The sequence below is a fragment of the Thermohalobacter berrensis genome, from assembly GCF_003609645.1.
Lineage (GTDB): Bacteria > Bacillota > Clostridia > Tissierellales > Thermohalobacteraceae > Thermohalobacter > Thermohalobacter berrensis.
On the sequence record NZ_MCIB01000001.1, the window covers coordinates 342,526 to 358,788 of the forward strand.

The window sequence follows — 16,263 nt, forward strand, 5'->3', positions numbered from 1 at the left end:
CTCAAAAAAATAAAATATTATTTATCATCAATCACTAATATACGTCCACTTGATGGTACTATTGTTATTTTATAATATCTTTTTATCTTATCATTTCCAATTGTTACAGTTGTTCCACCATATATTGGAGCACCTGAATAACTAAAGGATATTTCATCATAATCTCCATAAAATATTTCTGTTTTATCTTCCATATTTACCCTTTTTAATTCTATAGGTCCATTTAATACTCTATAATAATCTCTATACAATAATATTCTATATTGTCCACCTTCTGTCATTTTTAATAATCTTATTCTTCTAATATCATAACACAATTGATATGTTTGGGCTTTTAAAGAAAATGATTCTAAATATAGTTTTGGAAAAATAATAGTAATAAGTATTACAATAATCGAAAGTACTATTAATATTTCTATTAAAGTAAACCCATTATTATTTTCATATATATTTCATATAATCACCAGCTTTTAAACTTATTCTTTATTTCTAAAGTAAAATTCACTAATTATTGATTTATTATTTTGAAGATTTATTGTTAGTTCTATTCCATTATTCTTTTCTTTTATATCAAATGACTCAATATAATTTGCAATTTCTAAAGTAGCTGAAGCATCTTTATAGGAACTATTTGTATAAAAAATTTTATTGTTAGACTTTATCTCAAATATTTCATAACTATTATCTATTGTTTTAAAAACTAATCTTTTAGAATTATATTCTATTATTGATGTACATTTAATAGCTTTATCTATAATTGAGTCCATAGCAATTTGAGCTTGATATTGTAGTTCAATGTCTTCATTAGAAGTATTAAAAACTTTTATGTTGGATATTAATAATGTAAACAAAAGAGAAAATACTATGGCTATAATACCTAATACCATAATTAATTCTATTAATGTCAGTCCTCTACAATTGTTTGATTTCATTATAAACAGCCTTCCTCTATTAATTAGATAATACTTTTATTGTTTCATATGCCAGTTTTTTAATATTAATAAATCTGAAATAGTAATTTTGCCATCATTTGTTTTCTGATAGTCATTTGGCTCTAAAATATATATTGAATCTGAAGAATTATTTTTAAAGATTTTCTCAAACAAATCAATGTTTTCACCAATTAATTTAATGAGTACATCCTTATCATAAGAAATGCTTTTATTTCCCTTTTCTAAGAATCGAATATCTCCAGAGGATATAATTGCTCCATTTACATTAACTTTACCCTTTACATATACATTCCCATCTGCTATTATTATTCCCTCAAAGTCTGTATCATTAATAGTTACATCTCCACCAGTTATTACAATATCCTTATAATTATTTGTGTTATCAATTGTATAGTTATTATTTCTACTTAAAAAAATATTTTCTTCATCTTTTTCATCTATACCGTTTTTGATATAGTCTAAGTTTATTTGAGTGTTAACATCAGAATTTGACTCTACATCATTTATACTTAAGTTGTATTCAACCATATCTTTAAAAGTTTCATTAAATTTGTTACTTACATAGCCAAATAAATCTAAATCATAATTACCTGTTAATATATCATTATCCGTAATTACAGCTCCAATTGTCCTTATATTCTCGCTATCTGGCAATTCTATTACTTTTTCTAAGTCTTTAATCTCATCATCTCCATATTGTTTAAAATATAATCTAAAGTATTGGCTTTTATCTATAACATTAAGAGGGGTTCCATTTTTAAACTTATCTACTAAAACTAAAGGGGCATAATATTCAAATTCTACATTATTTTCTTTTAATTTTTCATAATAAACTTTATCTTGTTGTTCATTTGGTTCTTCAGTTAAAGGCTTTGTATAGGCCCTATAATTCCCTATTATAGATAAAGATTCACCTGTTTGATATGGTATTTTTTCACCATTAACCTCCTTATAGGCATTTATATAAGATGAACCAAGTATTACAACTTCATTATTAATTATAAGTTTAGATTTTTTTTTACCATTAGCTAAGTCCGGCGAATTTATAATAATACTACTAGAATTATCTGGCTTGTTACTACGAATATTAGAACCGTCACATATACCGTAATATCCATTTTGTATTTTAATTATAGATTTAGTACCATTTAACTCTAAATCATCGGAAGTGAAAACCGAATTAGATACAATTAACTGAGAGTTTTGAGTATTTTCAGTTATTATTACATTATCTGCATAAACATCTCCATTAATTTCTACGTTTTTTTTACGGGGTTTATCAGAATCTATTATTAAATCATTCAGAGTTATAACTTGTCCATTTATAGTTACTTTTTTAAAGTTTTCTGTTAATAAAATTCCACCATCATCTTCTCCTTTTACAAAAATATCACCATTTATTTCTAATCCTTCATCATGGATTTTTAAGTCTCCATCTGCTGCAATAGCTTTTTCCCATATAACATTCTTCTTTATTTCAATAATTTCACCTATATCATCAGGTACAATTTCAATACCATATTGTGGTATCTTTATTTCATATTCACATGATATCTGCTTAGTAATATTATCCTTTTCATAACTAGAATCTACAGTTAAATGAAAGCTTTGATCATTAAAACTAGCTTCAATATGGGGTTTAATATCATCTAACGAATTACTATCCTCTTTAGGTTTTAGGTTTTTAATTCTGTTTTCTAAATTTTCTTTAATGTATTTTGTATATGCATCTTCAAAAATTAATTCTTGTTCAGCTTTTATATAGTCAACATCTATAGTACCATCATCCTTAATATATGGACTATCTAAACCAGCTTCTTCATCCTCAATCTCTTTCCCTAAATCTAAATTATCCATATATTCTTCAACAGCCAAATTTCCACTTTCAACCGCATCTTTAATAACATATTTTGCTATAAATTCAACTATTTCTAAGCCTGTGTCTGCTAAATAAAAATTCTTCTTTTCTCTACTGTCTATTACCTTCATTTTATAATTTGTTATAGATAGAGTTAGAATTGTTGTTCCAAGAATTGTTAAGATAGCCGTTATGATAACTAGTAATAACATTGTTGAACCATTATTATTTAAATGTTTTTTAAACATGAAAAACACATCCTAATCTGTCATTTCTTCTATAACATAACCTGTTATATTATCTAAAATTACCTTATCATTCTTCTTTACAGTTAACTTTATTTCATATAGTATTTCTTTATCTTCTTCATTTCTGTATTTTTCAATTTTTTCCTTAACTATTACTTTAAAAGATTTGTAGTCTTCTTCAGTAAATTCATCACCTTCATCAGCTATCACCTGATGAGATAAAATTCTTTCCATATATTTTTGTGAAATTGATGTTGCAATCATTAGATCTTCAGAACGTTTGTTATTTTTGACTGTATTAACAAATAAGTTAGTTAATGGGATTATAATAATACCTAATATTGTTAAAGTTAATAGTATTTCAATAAGAGTTACTCCCCTTTTATTATTTATTAAGTTTATCATTTATTACCTCCAAATTATTCCTTTGAAACTTCTATAATACCACTTTTTTTATTTATAAAAACCCTAGGTCTTTTTATATCATCATTAACTATTTTAACAAATACATTTTTATCAGTATTATTGTACAAATTTATAATAGCACCTGAAACATCTTCAGAAGAATTTCTGTGTGTACTATATATTTTTAAACTTATATTATTATTCTTTGGAGTAAACTCCTCTGATTTGTTAAAATCCATAGGATAAGAATAATATTTTGTTTTATATTTAAAATAATATTTATCATTTTTCTGTGTAAAGTAGATATCTATAGTTTCAATATTTGGATTATCCCCATACACATATGTTTTTTTAGATGGGTCATCATTTTTACCTAAAATAATAGTTGGTAAATCTGAGCTTGTAGGCTTAACACTCATTAAGAAATCATATTCTATTTTGTCTTCCTTATATTCATTAAATAGTTTGTTTGATAAGCTATTATTATTCATAAAAGGATTGTTTTTACCGTAATCATTTACTATATTCCATGTAATAAACTCTTTATCTTGATTGTGTATTTTGGGAATAGAATAAAATTGAAGTTCCATGAACCCTATTAGATTATCTGAATCCTGATTAACAACATTTAATCTATTTATCAATATTTCTTTTTCATAATTTTCAACTAATCTTATGAAATTAATTAATTCCTCATATGTTCCCCTAAAGTCAATCTCTACGTTCATTACTTTGACTCTAGGTATATTGCCATTCTCAATACTATTTTCTTCATTTTTGTTGTTATTTTTATATCCTAAAAACTCTTTTACTAAATTTTCTATTTGGTATTCTTCCTCTTTTTCATCTTTTTCTTCTAATGATTTTATTTCAGGTTCACTAAATGATATATTTTCACTTTCTAAATCTGAAGATACAAGCATATTATCTAATATAACTATTATTTTTTCTTGTATTATTTCAGGTAAAAATCTTATATACATACTACTTATTCTAGCATTTAAAACCTTATATTCTCTGTTTATGTTTTTGTTTTCCATAATTTTATTATCTAATAATGATACTTTTTGTTTATATTCTTCTAAGCTTTTCTCTAAAGCATTTATCTTATTTAATTGGGGACTAAGCAAAAAGTTATAGTATAAAGCTGATATTGCAACAATTAATAATATAATTAGCATTTTCTTCTCTCTTTTAGTTAGTTTCAATTTTATTCACATCCCCGAATAAGCATTTAATAGTAAAGGTATAAATACCTTCATCTTGTTCACTTATATTTAGAACATGAACATATTTTAGATAATTTAATCCTTTTAAATTGTGCTCATATTCTGCAATGGAAATCCTTTTTTGAGAATATCCTTGAATAATAATTTCTTCAGAAGACAAGTTAATAGCTTGAAAAAACATATCTTTGGGGAGTAGACTAGATATGTCAAAGAAAAGACTACTAGTTATAACATCCTTTTTATCAATAGATCCATTAACTTCAATAAGAATATCAGTATATTTTTTCATTAATTCAATTTTTCTCTTTCTTTCATTAACTTCTGCAATCTTTTCTTTTACTTTTTCTGAATTTATATATTCTTCAATTCTATTAATTTCTTTTTTTAGTTTAGCTATCCTAAAAAAATTAGTAAGATAAATTCCAATTAATATAGTAATAAGTAAAAAAGTAACAGTAACATAATAAATTAACCTATTTCTGCTTCTTCTACTTGATTCAATATATGGTAGGAAAAAGTTAATATCATTCAAATAATTCACCTTCCTATCTTCTAATAATAGCTCCTACAGCGTTTAAAAATCTTTCTATTTCTATATCATCTATTGTTTTTCCTATTTTAATATTGCTCATATTCTTTATAATAGAAACAGGCATGTTTAACTGATTTGATATAATATTGTTTATGTTTTGTATCTGTGAGCTACCTCCATATAAATAAATCTTATCAACTCTAAACTCCCTATTTCTACTCATATAGTACTGAAATACTCTACTAACTTCCGAAGTCCATTCCTCAATAATCCTTTTTGTAACTTCATTTAGCATTCCAGAAGATAAGTTATTATTTGTTTCATCAAGATTTACTTCATTAACCTTCTTTTCCTCTGCTTCATTTAATTCTAAATTAAAGGAATTAGCAATAGTAATATCTATATCCTTTCCTCCCTTTGGGATAATCCTACTAAAATGGCTACATCCTCCCTTAATGATATTAACATCTAATTTGTCATAACCAAGATCTATTAATGCAACAGTTTTATCAAAACTGTACTTTTCATCATTTATTTTAATTCCTTTACTAAATAGTTTAGATATAGCATTTGAATTAATATCCAACGCCAAAGGTTTTAACTTTAATTCTTTAGCTAATTCCAGGTACATTTTAACAATATCTTTTGGAAGGGCAATAACTTGTAATTTAATCTTTTCATTATCACTCTTTTTATCTAAAGTTTTATATTGAATAACATAATCATTAAGTAATATAGGAAGATACTGCTCTACTTCGAATCTAACTATACTATCTAACTCTTCCTTTTTTACATCAGGTAAATACATTTCCCTAGTTACAACAGATGTACTCTGTATTGTAAATACAACTTTTTTAGCCTTCATTTTTTTTCTTTTTATAGTATCTAGAATAACCTCTTTTATTTTATGCTTGTCCAATATCTTCCCATCGTAAAACGATTCCTTAGGGGTTTGCAGAATAACTGCATTACTAATATGAACATCATTCTTTACATGTTTTCCCTCTGCTATCTTTATATTTTTGCTTCCTATATCTATTGATATAACTTTATTATTAAACAAAATTTTCACCTCTCAAGGATTAGAAACATTAGATGTTGTAAATCTAACTTAATATCGAATCATATAATATTGGATAATTTCACTTCCATATAAAATTGTAACAAAAGTAGCTAAAGCAATAAAAGGTCCAAAGGGGATATAATCCTTTCTATCCTTAATTTTAAATAATAATAGTAATAGAGATATTATTGCACCAAATACAAAGGATAAAAGTGATATAAGAATAATATATTTCCACCCCATCCATAGTCCAATTACTGCCATAAGTTTAATATCTCCTCCACCCATAGCTCCTTTAGTTAATACTGCTATGAGTAAAAATAATCCTCCACCTATTAATAAGCCTATAGTCCCATTTATAAGTCCTATTTTAAAATTGTATAATGAAATAAATATAAAACCCGTAATTAATCCAAAAATATTCAACTTATCTGGAATAATTTTATGTTGATAATCAATTACACTGATTACTAATAAAAGGCTCGATAAAGTTGCATATTTTATAAAAGTAATAGTTAAGCCATATTTTAAAAATAATAATATATATATGATTGCAGTAAGGATTTCAATTAATGGATACTGTAGGGAAATTTTTTCCCCACAGTATCTACATTTTCCCCTGTAAAAAATATAACTTATAACTGGTATTAGATCTAAAGGTTTTAACCTTGTATCACACTTTGGACAGTGTGATGGTGGATATGAAATTGATTTTCCTCTAGGTATGCGGTATATGCATACATTTAGGAATGAACCTATGAGCAAGGATGTAAATGTTATAATATAGAACAATTAAATTCACTCCAGATTAAAATTAATAGTTTATTGTCCTTCTTTATATTCAATCTTTAGTTCTTGTTTGTTAAATTCGAAGTCTCCTTTGCTTTGTGTTTCATCACTAACATCATCTTCTAAATAACCTTCTTCTATTAATTTATTAATTACATCTGCTGCAGTTGAGTTTTCTACATCATTTAAAAGCTTTGATAAATCTTCATCATTCTCCTGTATTTTATATAGTTCTAAGGCCTTATTAATTATATCAACTGATGCCTTATCAGCTTTAACTCTTGCATCTTCTTGTATCCCTGTAAATCTAGGTACTGCTATTGCTCCGATTATACCTAATACTGCTAATACTACAATAAGCTCAACTAAAGTAAAACCCCTATTATTTTTTAATCCTTTTGCTATCGCCTTAATCATCCCCTTCACCCCCCTTCAATAACTTAATCTTAAATTCTAAATTTTGAATTTTAAATTATATTACTCAACTTCGAATTACTCGAAGTTTCTCACTACTAATTACTAACAACTAACTACTATTTTCTCTTATCTTTTAATTTTTAATTTTACATTTTCAATTTTAAATTTTTTAAAACTGCAATGTATTTATCATCTCAAACATTGGTAGTATCATTGCTATAACTATTGAACCAATTACTATTGCCATAACTATAATCATTATTGGCTCTAATGCTGTTGTCATTTTTTCCATTGCTGCTTCCACTTCATCATCATAGAAATCAGCAGTTTTTTCTAACATTTCTTCAAGTGAACCAGATTCCTCACCTATCTTTACCATAGATACTACCATAGGTGGAAATATACCTGACTTTCTTATAGGTTCAGCTAAATTTATTCCCTTTCTTATATCTTCCTTAGCCTGTAATATATCTTCAGCTACAACTTTGTTTCCTACAACTCTAGAAACTATATCTAAAGATTGTAGTAATGATACACCACTTCCCAATAATGTTGAAAGGGTCCTTGTAAATCTTGAAGTAACAATCTTTATTGTAGTCTTTTTTATTATTGGAATTTTAAGCTTTACTCTATCGAAAAATTTACTGCCATTTTCTGTTCCCTTGTATCTATTAAGTATATATAGAAGAAAAGCTATAGATATAACCATTAAATACCAATTTTCTTTTATACCATTACTTATTGCCAATAGAATCCTTGTTGGTAATGGTAAAGCTACACCTGCCCCTTGAAACATACTTATAAAACTGGGCATAACTACTATTAATAAGAATATAACAACAAAAATTGAAACAATACTTAATATTAAAGGATAAACCATTGCATTTTTGACTTTATTAGAAATTTTATTTTCTTTTTCATAATGGACTGCCATTCTGTTCATTATTACATCTAAGGTACCACTGGCTTCACCTGCTTCCACCATGTTTATAAGTAATTCGTCAAAAAATTCATCATGCTTTCTTAAAGCTTCAGAAAGGGTTGAGCCCTTTTGCACCTCATCATAAATTTTCCCTAATTCTACTTTTAGTTTTTTATTTTCTGTCTGTTGTTTTAAAATATCTAAACAGTTAATAATAGTAACTCCAGCATCTAACATTGTATGAAATTGTCTACAAAATATTGCTAAATCTTTTGTTTTAACTCTATTAAATAGATTAGTTAACTTTATATTTCTATCTTCTTGCAATTCTTCTATTTTTATTGGATAGTATTTATTATCTCTAAGCATTGAGATAACTTCATTCTTTGAGTTTGCTGTATACTTACCTTCTTTCTTGTCTCCTGTTTCTTTTACAGCCTTATATTTATATACGGGCATGTATTCACCCCTTTAATTAAACTAATCACTTATATTCCAATATATCTTTTTACCATTTCAGTATCAACTGAGTAATTTAATAATGTATCTTTTGTTATAATTCCTTTTCTATATAAGTCTATTAATGAATTATCCATTGTCTGCATTCCAAATTTTGTACCAGTTTGTAAGGAAGTTTTAATCTGATGAGTCTTCCCTTCTCTTATAATATTCCTTATTGCAGGAGTTGCAACCATAACTTCTACTGCAACTACTCTCCCTCTACCATCAGCCTTAGGTAAAAGCTGTTGAGAAATAACCCCTTCAATAACATTTGACAGCTGAATCCTTATTTGCTGTTGTTGATGTGGTGGAAAAACATCAATTATTCTATCAACAGTCTTATCTGCTCCTATAGTATGAAGGGTAGATAAGACAAGGTGTCCTGTTTCAGCAGCTGTAATTGCCGTAGATATTGTCTCTAAATCCCTCATCTCTCCAACTAAAATAACATCTGGATCTTGTCTTAAAGCAGCCCTTAATCCATTTGCAAAGGATTTAGAATCTTGTCCTATTTCCCTTTGATTAACTATACTTTTATTATGTTTATGCAAATATTCAATAGGGTCTTCTAGGGTTAATATGTGGCAACTTCTATTGTTATTTATGGAATTTATCATTGAAGCTAATGTGGTAGATTTTCCACTTCCTGTAGGTCCAGTTACAAGAATTAACCCCCTCTTTTTCATAAAAAGCTTATTAACTATATATGGTAATCCTAACTCTTCTATAGTTGGTATCTTCAAAGACACTGCCCTTATTGCCATGCCATAGGTACCTCTTTGTTTATATACATTTACTCTAAATCTTCCTAAACCACTTTGTGAATATGATAGATCTAATTCACCTAATTCTTCTAGCCTTTGATATTGTTCTTCATCTAACATTTGTTTAACTAGTTTAATATTATCTTTAGGGGTTAAATTTTCATTACCATATTTTGTTAACTCTCCATTAATCCTCATAACTGGAGGATATCCAACTGTTATGTGCAGATCGGAAGCACCCATTTCTATAGTCTTACTTAATAACTCTGTTAAATCCAATTTTATCACCTACTCAATAGTATAAGTTACCCTTATTAATTCTTCAAAAGTAGTTGTACCATTTAGCACTAATTCCTTACAGTTTTCTTTTAATGTAATCATCCCGTTTTCAATAGCTTTATTTCTTATTCTTGTTATATTTACATTGTTGTCTATCATTTCTCTTATATATTTATTAACAGGTAAAATCTCATGTATTGCAGTCCTACCTTTATATCCAGTATTATAACAGTAATTACAGCCTGTCCCTTTATATAGGAAGGTATTATTGTCAATGCCTAATATTTTACGTTCATTCTCATTTGGTTTATATTCAGTCTTACATTTTTCACAAATCTTTTTAACAAGTCTTTGTGCTATTACTCCCACAATTGAAGATGAAATTAAATAAGGTTCAATTCCCATATCTATCAATCTAGCAATAGTAGATGGTGCACCATTAGTATGCATTGTACTTAACACAAGGTGTCCAGTAATTGCAGCCCTTATTGCTATTTGAGCAGTTTCCTTATCCCTTATTTCTCCAATCATTATAATATCCGGATCTTGTCTAAGAATTGACCTTAATCCATTAGCAAAGGTTAAACCAGTTTTATTATTAACCTGTACCTGATTAATACCTTTTAATTTGTATTCTACAGGGTCTTCTACTGTAATAATGTTTTTATTTATAGTATTCAATTCCCTTAACATTGTATAAAGTGTTGTAGTCTTTCCACTGCCAGTAGGCCCTGTAACTAAAATAATACCATTAGGATTTTTTATAATTCTTTCAAAGTACTCAAGATTCTTTTCGATAAAACCTAATTCAGATTTACTCATTAAAAACTTATTTCTATCTAATAGCCTAATTACAACCTTTTCTCCATAAACAGTAGGTAATACCGAAATGCGTAAGTCTACCTCATGTCCATCAATATTAATTTCCACTCTTCCATCCTGTGGAACCCTCTTTTCTGCAATATTTAGGTTGGCCATAATTTTTATTCTTGTAACTATTGCTGAATGAGTGTTTTTTGATGGTGTCATTACTTCCTGTAAATCACCATCAATTCTAAATCTAATCCTGACTTTATCTTCAAAGGGTTCTATGTGTATATCACTTGCCCTTTCTTTAATAGCTTGTTTTATAATAGAGTTTACTAACCTAACAACAGGTGCATTATTTATCTCATTTAACATTTCTTCATCGATTTCTTCTATATTGCTAACATTATATTCATTTTTAAAGTCTTCAATAGCCTTTTCTGCACTTTCTTTACCATAATAATGTTCTATAGCATTTAATATTTTTTGTTTTGTAGATATTGCAGGTTTTACTTCAAGTCCTGTAGTCATTTTAACATCATCTATAGCAAATATATTAAGGGGGTCAGCCATTGCAACAATTAGCTTTCCCCTTTCTTTCTTTATAGGTATTAATATATATCTTCTAGCTAAGTTTTCATTTATTAATTTAGGTATGTTAGGATCAATTAAATACTTGTCTAAATCTATATGCGGAATACCTAGCTGAAATTCTAAGACTTGTATTATATCTAATTCAGAAACATAACCTTTCTTAACTAAAATCTCTCCTAGTTTCTCTCCTGAAACCTTTTGTTCTTCTAGAGCGTCCATTAATTGGCTTTCTGTTATCTTTCCTACTGATACTAGTAAATCACCTAGTTTCATTTTATTAAAAACCATAATCTCACCTACTGTTATATTTAATATATACCCAATAATATATAACAACTATAAAATCCTAATTGTTAAATTTATAAATATTTATATTAATAATTTCTATTTTTCAGTAAAAAATCCTGCTTTTCAAGTGCCATTACTATATTTTCTAAATCTAACTTCTTATTTAACCATATTTCTTCACTTATTAAAGCTTGATATATAAGCATCTTTAATCCATTTATAATTAAGCAACCCTTTTCTTCAGCTTTTTTTAGAAATTTTGTTTTTAATGGTTTATAGATTATATCATAAACAATGGTATTTTGATTAATAAATTTAATATCTAGAGGAATTTCATTCTCATCTGGATACATTCCTACTGAGGTACAGTTAATAATAATATCTATATCTTGTTGATTATTAATATTAAATTCAGCTAGGTTACTATAGCTATATTCTATTTTGGGAAAATTCTTTTTAATATCATTTATTAATTTTTTAGCCTTATCTATAGTTCTATTTAATATATGTATTTTTCTTACCCCTTCCTTTGCTAACATCATTGAAATTGCTCTACTTGCTCCGCCTGAACCTAAAATTAATACATTCTTTCCTTCTAAATCTATCTTTTTATCATATAGTGATTTTATAAATCCTAATCCATCAGTATTATAACCTATCAATTTTCCATTAACATTCTTAACAGTATTTACAGCACCAATTAGTTTAGCCTCTTCACTAATATCATCTAGATAGTTAATAATATCTACTTTATGGGGAATTGTTACATTAAATCCCTTTATATCTAATGCTTTTATTCCTGAAATACAATCCTTTAGTTTGTACTTATCTACCTCAAATGCTAAGTACTTAGCATTTATATTATTTTTATTAAAACTAAAGTTATGTATATATGGTGAAAGACTTTTTGAAATAGGATGACCTATTAAACAGTAGAGCTTTGTATCTGAGTTTATATCCATTATATCACCTCAATTTCGCCTTTTTTAATACCAATTTCTCCAATTTCCTTATAAATTTAGTGAAGATTAACTCCTTATCACTTATAGGTGAAACTAAAACTGTATAAGCCCCTAATCTATTTCCTCCTAATATGTCTGTAAAAATTTGGTCACCAATGACTACTGTCTTTTCTGGAGTTGTTTTCATCAATTTAATAGCTTTTTTAAAAGGTTTTTTTCTTGGCTTAGCTGCTCTGTATATTGCTAAAACCTTTACTTTATCATTAAACTTCACTACTCTGCTTTTAGTTGCATTTGATGCTATGCATACTTTAAACCCCAGCATTTGCACCTTTTCAAACCAGTTGATAACTTTTTTTGTAGCATGTTTTTTATCCCATGCAATAAGGGTGTTGTCAATATCGACTATTATACATTTAAAACCTCTTTCTTTTAATTCTAATAAATCTATATCAAAAACTGAATCAACAATCTGATTAGGATATAAAATTTTAGTCATTATAACACCTCTTTACTAATTTTACCTTTATTAATATTATCACATTTTTTAATATTTAAACATCCTATAAATATTAAAAGAGACAATGATATATTCATTGCCTCTACTCTTTCTTTTATTGTCTTTTAAGTGCCTCAACAGGTGAAACAGATGAAGCAGAAACTGCAGGATATACTCCAAATAGCAACCCTGAAGTTAAAGCAACTACTATTGCAACTTTAATTGCTTGAATACTTATAGCCGTTTGAAATCCATAGTTTTCAAATAAATTTAATCCCCATATACCTGTAGCAATTCCCGCAATAATTCCTATTACACTTACATATAATGCTTCAAGTAAAAATTGGATTAAAAGGTCACTTTGTTTGGCCCCTAAGGCCCTACGTACCCCTATTTCTTCAGTCCTTTCAGTAACTGCTACTAACATTATGTTCATAATACCTAAACCACCTACTAAAAGTGAAACAGCAGCGATTCCTCCTAATAATAATGTCATTACCCTGTTAGCATTATCAACCTCTTTTACTAATTGATTCAAATTAGTTATAGTTATTAAATCTTCCTGACTAGTCATAATATCTTCATTAGGTTTTTTAGGTTCTTCTTTTTCATTATTGGTTTGGCTAGGTGAGCTACTATTAGTTCTTTCATCAGGATTTTCAGGTTCTTTAGGTACGGGTAATTTTCGTCCTAATCCTAATTTTCTTTTATAAATTCTTCCTAATTGGACTACTGCTAAATTTGTATCTTCCTTAGATGCAGCCTTTCCCCAAATTTCTTCTATTGTTCTTTTATTAGCAATTTTTAGTGCTGATGTATATGGAATTAAAATTTTATTATCTATATTATGAGCTTTACCCTCACCCTTCGGTTCTAAAACTCCAAGAATTCTATAGGTTTCACCATTTAAAGAAATACTATATCCTACTGGATTCCTACCATTTAATAAACTTACACCTAAATTATATCCTAAAACAGCTACAGGTGAGCGCTGTTTTATATGAAATTGAGTAAAAAAGTGTCCAGATAATAATTTATGATCCTTTATTTTAGGATATTCATTATTAACTCCTACTATATTTACGTTTCCTCTAGTTCTTCTCCATTTAATCATTGCTTTAGTTTCTACAACAGGTGTAGCCATTACCAATCCTTCAACCCTTCCTACTAGCTCTTCTGCTTCATTAGGTTCAAATTCAACTGTAGGGTCATTTGCCTTAATATCAATAACATTTGTTCCGTAACTTTTAAATTGTTCCACAACTGCCCTTCTTGCACCTTCTCCAATTCCCATCAAACTAACTACAGAAGCAACCCCTATTGCTACTCCTAATATGGTTAAAGTTGATCTTAATGGATTAGATATAATCCCGTAAAAAGCCATCTTTGCACTAAACCACCATCTAATTAGGAAGGAATATAGAGGCTTTCTACTTACCATAATTCCACCCCCTTTTTCTTTATTCACCTTGAATAGTTCCATTTTTTCCTCCATTATTGTTTAATCCTGGCAGCAAACTATTATCTTCATTAATATGTAAACTTGGTAATAAATCGTCAGTACTTCCAGTTACAACTAGGTCTCCTTCGTTTAGACCGTTTTTAACCTCCGCTACTCTATCATTCATTAACCCAAGTTTTACAGAAACAACTTTTGTTGTACCATCATCTGGATTATATATTTCAACTTTAGACATATTGTCTTCTTCAAAAACAGCCTCAAGGGGAACTAATAATACATTCTCCGCACTACCTGCATCAATGTAGGCATTTGCCTGCATACCTGGTCTTAATTGTGGTCCACCTTCAAATTCAATATTTACTGTAAATCTTGTTATGCCATTAACGTCTTCCCCCCTAGTTGAAACACTTGTTACCTCTCCTTTATATACTTTATTTGGTATTGCATCAACTGTAATCTTTACTGGAGCCCCTTGTTTTACTTTTATAATATCTATATCATCAACCTGAACCCACATTCTCATTCTTGCCGTATTATACACTTCACCCATCCATCCTCCTGCTCTTAAAGTCTCTCCAGGTTGTGGATGAAGTCTTGCAACTACACCATCCATAGGTGATTTTATCTCTAGCATTTCTAATTTTGATTTAAGATTTCTTAATTCTAACCTTTTTTCCCTTATACTATCTAATTTTTCTTGAATCATATCTTGAATATCTGTTCCTGCCATTGTAATAATAGGTGCTCCTTTTTTAACCATATCCATTTCATTAACATGAACTTTTGTTACTATAGCTTCAATTTGGTTTATAATTGATTCCTCGTCAACAAACCCTTCTACTTTACCTTTATTTACAAAATAGTTAACAATTTCATTTTCATTATCATTAGATAATCCAACCCAAACCTCCATACCTGGCTGGACTAAGCCTGGATTTTTTCCCTCTATTGTAACCCAATGTATAAAATTAGTTCCAAACCCATCCTTGTCTTTGTCTGGTATTTTGTTAGGGTTAGCTTCTGTTATTATACCGTCGTAAAAACCATCAAAGTATGGAAATCTTAAGGTTACCTCCTGTCCTTTTTTAATTTTTTTGAACTCAACAGGTGTTAATTTTATTCTTATTTTAAATTTGGAGTCATTAACAACCTTAGCTACAATATCTCCCTGTCCTAGTTTTTCCCCTTCTATTAAGCTAAAGTTAGTAATTCTTCCTGAAATTGGGGCATTTAAAGTGATACCTTGTGATGGTTTAATGTTATCTAAATTTTCAACTGGTACTCCTGTCATATCTGAAAGTATTTCTTTTTCGTTTTCCAACTGTTCTTCTAAATCCTTAATTTTGTTTTCCAGTTGAGTTGACTGAAGTCTAGCTATAACTTGACCCTTTTTTACCTCATCTCCCTCTTCAACTAAATATTCATGCAATATGTATTCAATAGACATTGTACTAGGGTCATCTGATCTTGGAACCCTTATCATACCATTATTCGTGGGATATAAACGACCTACAGCCTCTACTCCAACAGAAATATCTCCTCTAATTACCTTTTCTGTTGAATATACAGGTCCTTGAGTTTCTTCTATTTCGGGAGGCAATAGTTGTCTATAAGCATAAAAACCGCCTCCTAAAACAATAGCTACTATGACAATAATCATAATAAATCTTTGTAACATCTATATACACCTC

At 28.2% G+C, this 16,263-nt stretch carries 16 protein-coding genes and 1 pseudogene; all 17 read right to left on the reverse strand.

The window, feature by feature from the left end:
* Window positions 1–17: 17 nt before the first annotated feature.
* The 17 genes and pseudogenes from BET03_RS13760 to BET03_RS01880 all read right to left on the reverse strand — a co-directional run bounded on the left by BET03_RS13760 (window position 18) and on the right by BET03_RS01880 (window position 16,250).
* On the reverse strand, window positions 18–281 hold the full coding sequence (locus BET03_RS13760; RefSeq protein ID WP_243096832.1) for a hypothetical protein: 264 nt from the start codon (window positions 279–281) through the stop codon (window positions 18–20).
* Between the two features lie 93 nt (window positions 282–374).
* Window positions 375–449 (reverse strand): annotated as a pseudogene (locus tag BET03_RS14030) (prepilin-type N-terminal cleavage/methylation domain-containing protein); the annotation flags it as partial.
* Between the two features lie 27 nt (window positions 450–476).
* Complete coding sequence (locus tag BET03_RS01810) at window positions 477–932, reverse strand: type II secretion system protein (RefSeq protein ID WP_120166634.1); 456 nt, start codon at window positions 930–932, stop codon at window positions 477–479.
* 36 nt (window positions 933–968) lie between these two features.
* Complete coding sequence (locus tag BET03_RS01815) at window positions 969–3,059, reverse strand: DUF2572 family protein (RefSeq protein ID WP_120166636.1); 2,091 nt, start codon at window positions 3,057–3,059, stop codon at window positions 969–971.
* A gap of 12 nt (window positions 3,060–3,071) precedes the next feature.
* Window positions 3,072–3,464, reverse strand: a complete 393-nt coding sequence (locus BET03_RS01820) for a prepilin-type N-terminal cleavage/methylation domain-containing protein (protein ID WP_120166638.1) — start codon at window positions 3,462–3,464, stop codon at window positions 3,072–3,074.
* Window positions 3,465–3,478: 14 nt separating this feature from the next.
* Window positions 3,479–4,672: a hypothetical protein gene (locus tag BET03_RS01825; RefSeq protein ID WP_120166640.1), complete on the reverse strand. Its 1,194-nt coding sequence runs from the start codon at window positions 4,670–4,672 to the stop codon at window positions 3,479–3,481.
* Window positions 4,659–5,225: a PilN domain-containing protein gene (locus BET03_RS01830; protein WP_120166642.1), complete on the reverse strand. Its 567-nt coding sequence runs from the start codon at window positions 5,223–5,225 to the stop codon at window positions 4,659–4,661. Before BET03_RS01830 ends, BET03_RS01825 begins: the two co-directional genes overlap by 14 nt.
* A 13-nt stretch (window positions 5,226–5,238) precedes the next feature.
* Window positions 5,239–6,288, reverse strand: a complete 1,050-nt coding sequence (pilM, locus tag BET03_RS01835) for a type IV pilus assembly protein PilM (protein WP_183108674.1) — start codon at window positions 6,286–6,288, stop codon at window positions 5,239–5,241.
* A 48-nt stretch (window positions 6,289–6,336) separates the two neighbouring features.
* The gene (locus tag BET03_RS01840; RefSeq protein WP_120166646.1) at window positions 6,337–7,080 is read right to left on the reverse strand and encodes a prepilin peptidase; all 744 of its coding nucleotides are present in this window, start codon (window positions 7,078–7,080) and stop codon (window positions 6,337–6,339) included.
* Between the two features lie 30 nt (window positions 7,081–7,110).
* On the reverse strand, window positions 7,111–7,494 hold the full coding sequence (locus BET03_RS01845) for a type II secretion system protein (RefSeq protein WP_120166648.1): 384 nt from the start codon (window positions 7,492–7,494) through the stop codon (window positions 7,111–7,113).
* A 169-nt stretch (window positions 7,495–7,663) separates the two neighbouring features.
* A complete protein-coding gene (locus BET03_RS01850) occupies window positions 7,664–8,875 on the reverse strand; it encodes a type II secretion system F family protein (RefSeq protein ID WP_120166650.1) in 1,212 nt (403 codons plus the stop codon).
* Between the two features lie 29 nt (window positions 8,876–8,904).
* On the reverse strand, window positions 8,905–9,969 hold the full coding sequence (locus tag BET03_RS01855; RefSeq protein ID WP_279230308.1) for a type IV pilus twitching motility protein PilT: 1,065 nt from the start codon (window positions 9,967–9,969) through the stop codon (window positions 8,905–8,907).
* Window positions 9,970–11,634, reverse strand: coding sequence for a type II secretion system ATPase GspE (gene gspE, locus BET03_RS01860; protein ID WP_243096833.1), 1,665 nt, complete (start codon window positions 11,632–11,634; stop codon window positions 9,970–9,972).
* A 101-nt stretch (window positions 11,635–11,735) separates the two neighbouring features.
* Window positions 11,736–12,611 carry a shikimate dehydrogenase gene (gene aroE, locus BET03_RS01865; RefSeq protein WP_120166653.1) on the reverse strand — a complete coding sequence of 292 codons (876 nt, stop codon included), beginning with the start codon at window positions 12,609–12,611 and terminating at the stop codon, window positions 11,736–11,738.
* A 4-nt stretch (window positions 12,612–12,615) separates the two neighbouring features.
* Window positions 12,616–13,110: a YqeG family HAD IIIA-type phosphatase gene (locus BET03_RS01870; protein ID WP_120166654.1), complete on the reverse strand. Its 495-nt coding sequence runs from the start codon at window positions 13,108–13,110 to the stop codon at window positions 12,616–12,618.
* A gap of 115 nt (window positions 13,111–13,225) precedes the next feature.
* Entirely contained in the window at window positions 13,226–14,551 is a 1,326-nt protein-coding gene (locus tag BET03_RS01875) for an ABC transporter permease (protein WP_120167020.1), read from the reverse strand.
* 19 nt (window positions 14,552–14,570) lie between these two features.
* Window positions 14,571–16,250 (reverse strand): efflux RND transporter periplasmic adaptor subunit, encoded by a 1,680-nt coding sequence (locus tag BET03_RS01880; RefSeq protein WP_120166655.1) that lies wholly within the window; start codon window positions 16,248–16,250, stop codon window positions 14,571–14,573.
* Between the last annotated feature and the right edge of the window lie 13 nt (window positions 16,251–16,263).

What these genes read in the sequence shown, in the direction of transcription:
- BET03_RS13760 (WP_243096832.1), bottom strand. Translation starts at nt 281, where the DNA reads ATGACAGAAGGTGGACAATATAGAATATTATTGTATAGAGATTATTAT.
- BET03_RS01810 (WP_120166634.1), bottom strand. Translation starts at nt 932, where the DNA reads ATGAAATCAAACAATTGTAGAGGACTGACATTAATAGAATTAATTATG.
- BET03_RS01815 (WP_120166636.1), bottom strand. Translation starts at nt 3,059, where the DNA reads ATGTTTAAAAAACATTTAAATAATAATGGTTCAACAATGTTATTACTA.
- BET03_RS01820 (WP_120166638.1), bottom strand. Translation starts at nt 3,464, where the DNA reads ATGATAAACTTAATAAATAATAAAAGGGGAGTAACTCTTATTGAAATA.
- BET03_RS01845 (WP_120166648.1), bottom strand. Translation starts at nt 7,494, where the DNA reads ATGATTAAGGCGATAGCAAAAGGATTAAAAAATAATAGGGGTTTTACT.
- BET03_RS01850 (WP_120166650.1), bottom strand. Translation starts at nt 8,875, where the DNA reads ATGCCCGTATATAAATATAAGGCTGTAAAAGAAACAGGAGACAAGAAA.
- gspE (WP_243096833.1), bottom strand. Translation starts at nt 11,634, where the DNA reads ATGAAACTAGGTGATTTACTAGTATCAGTAGGAAAGATAACAGAAAGC.
- aroE (WP_120166653.1), bottom strand. Translation starts at nt 12,611, where the DNA reads ATGGATATAAACTCAGATACAAAGCTCTACTGTTTAATAGGTCATCCT.
- BET03_RS01870 (WP_120166654.1), bottom strand. Translation starts at nt 13,110, where the DNA reads ATGACTAAAATTTTATATCCTAATCAGATTGTTGATTCAGTTTTTGAT.
- BET03_RS01875 (WP_120167020.1), bottom strand. Translation starts at nt 14,551, where the DNA reads ATGGTAAGTAGAAAGCCTCTATATTCCTTCCTAATTAGATGGTGGTTT.
- BET03_RS01880 (WP_120166655.1), bottom strand. Translation starts at nt 16,250, where the DNA reads ATGTTACAAAGATTTATTATGATTATTGTCATAGTAGCTATTGTTTTA.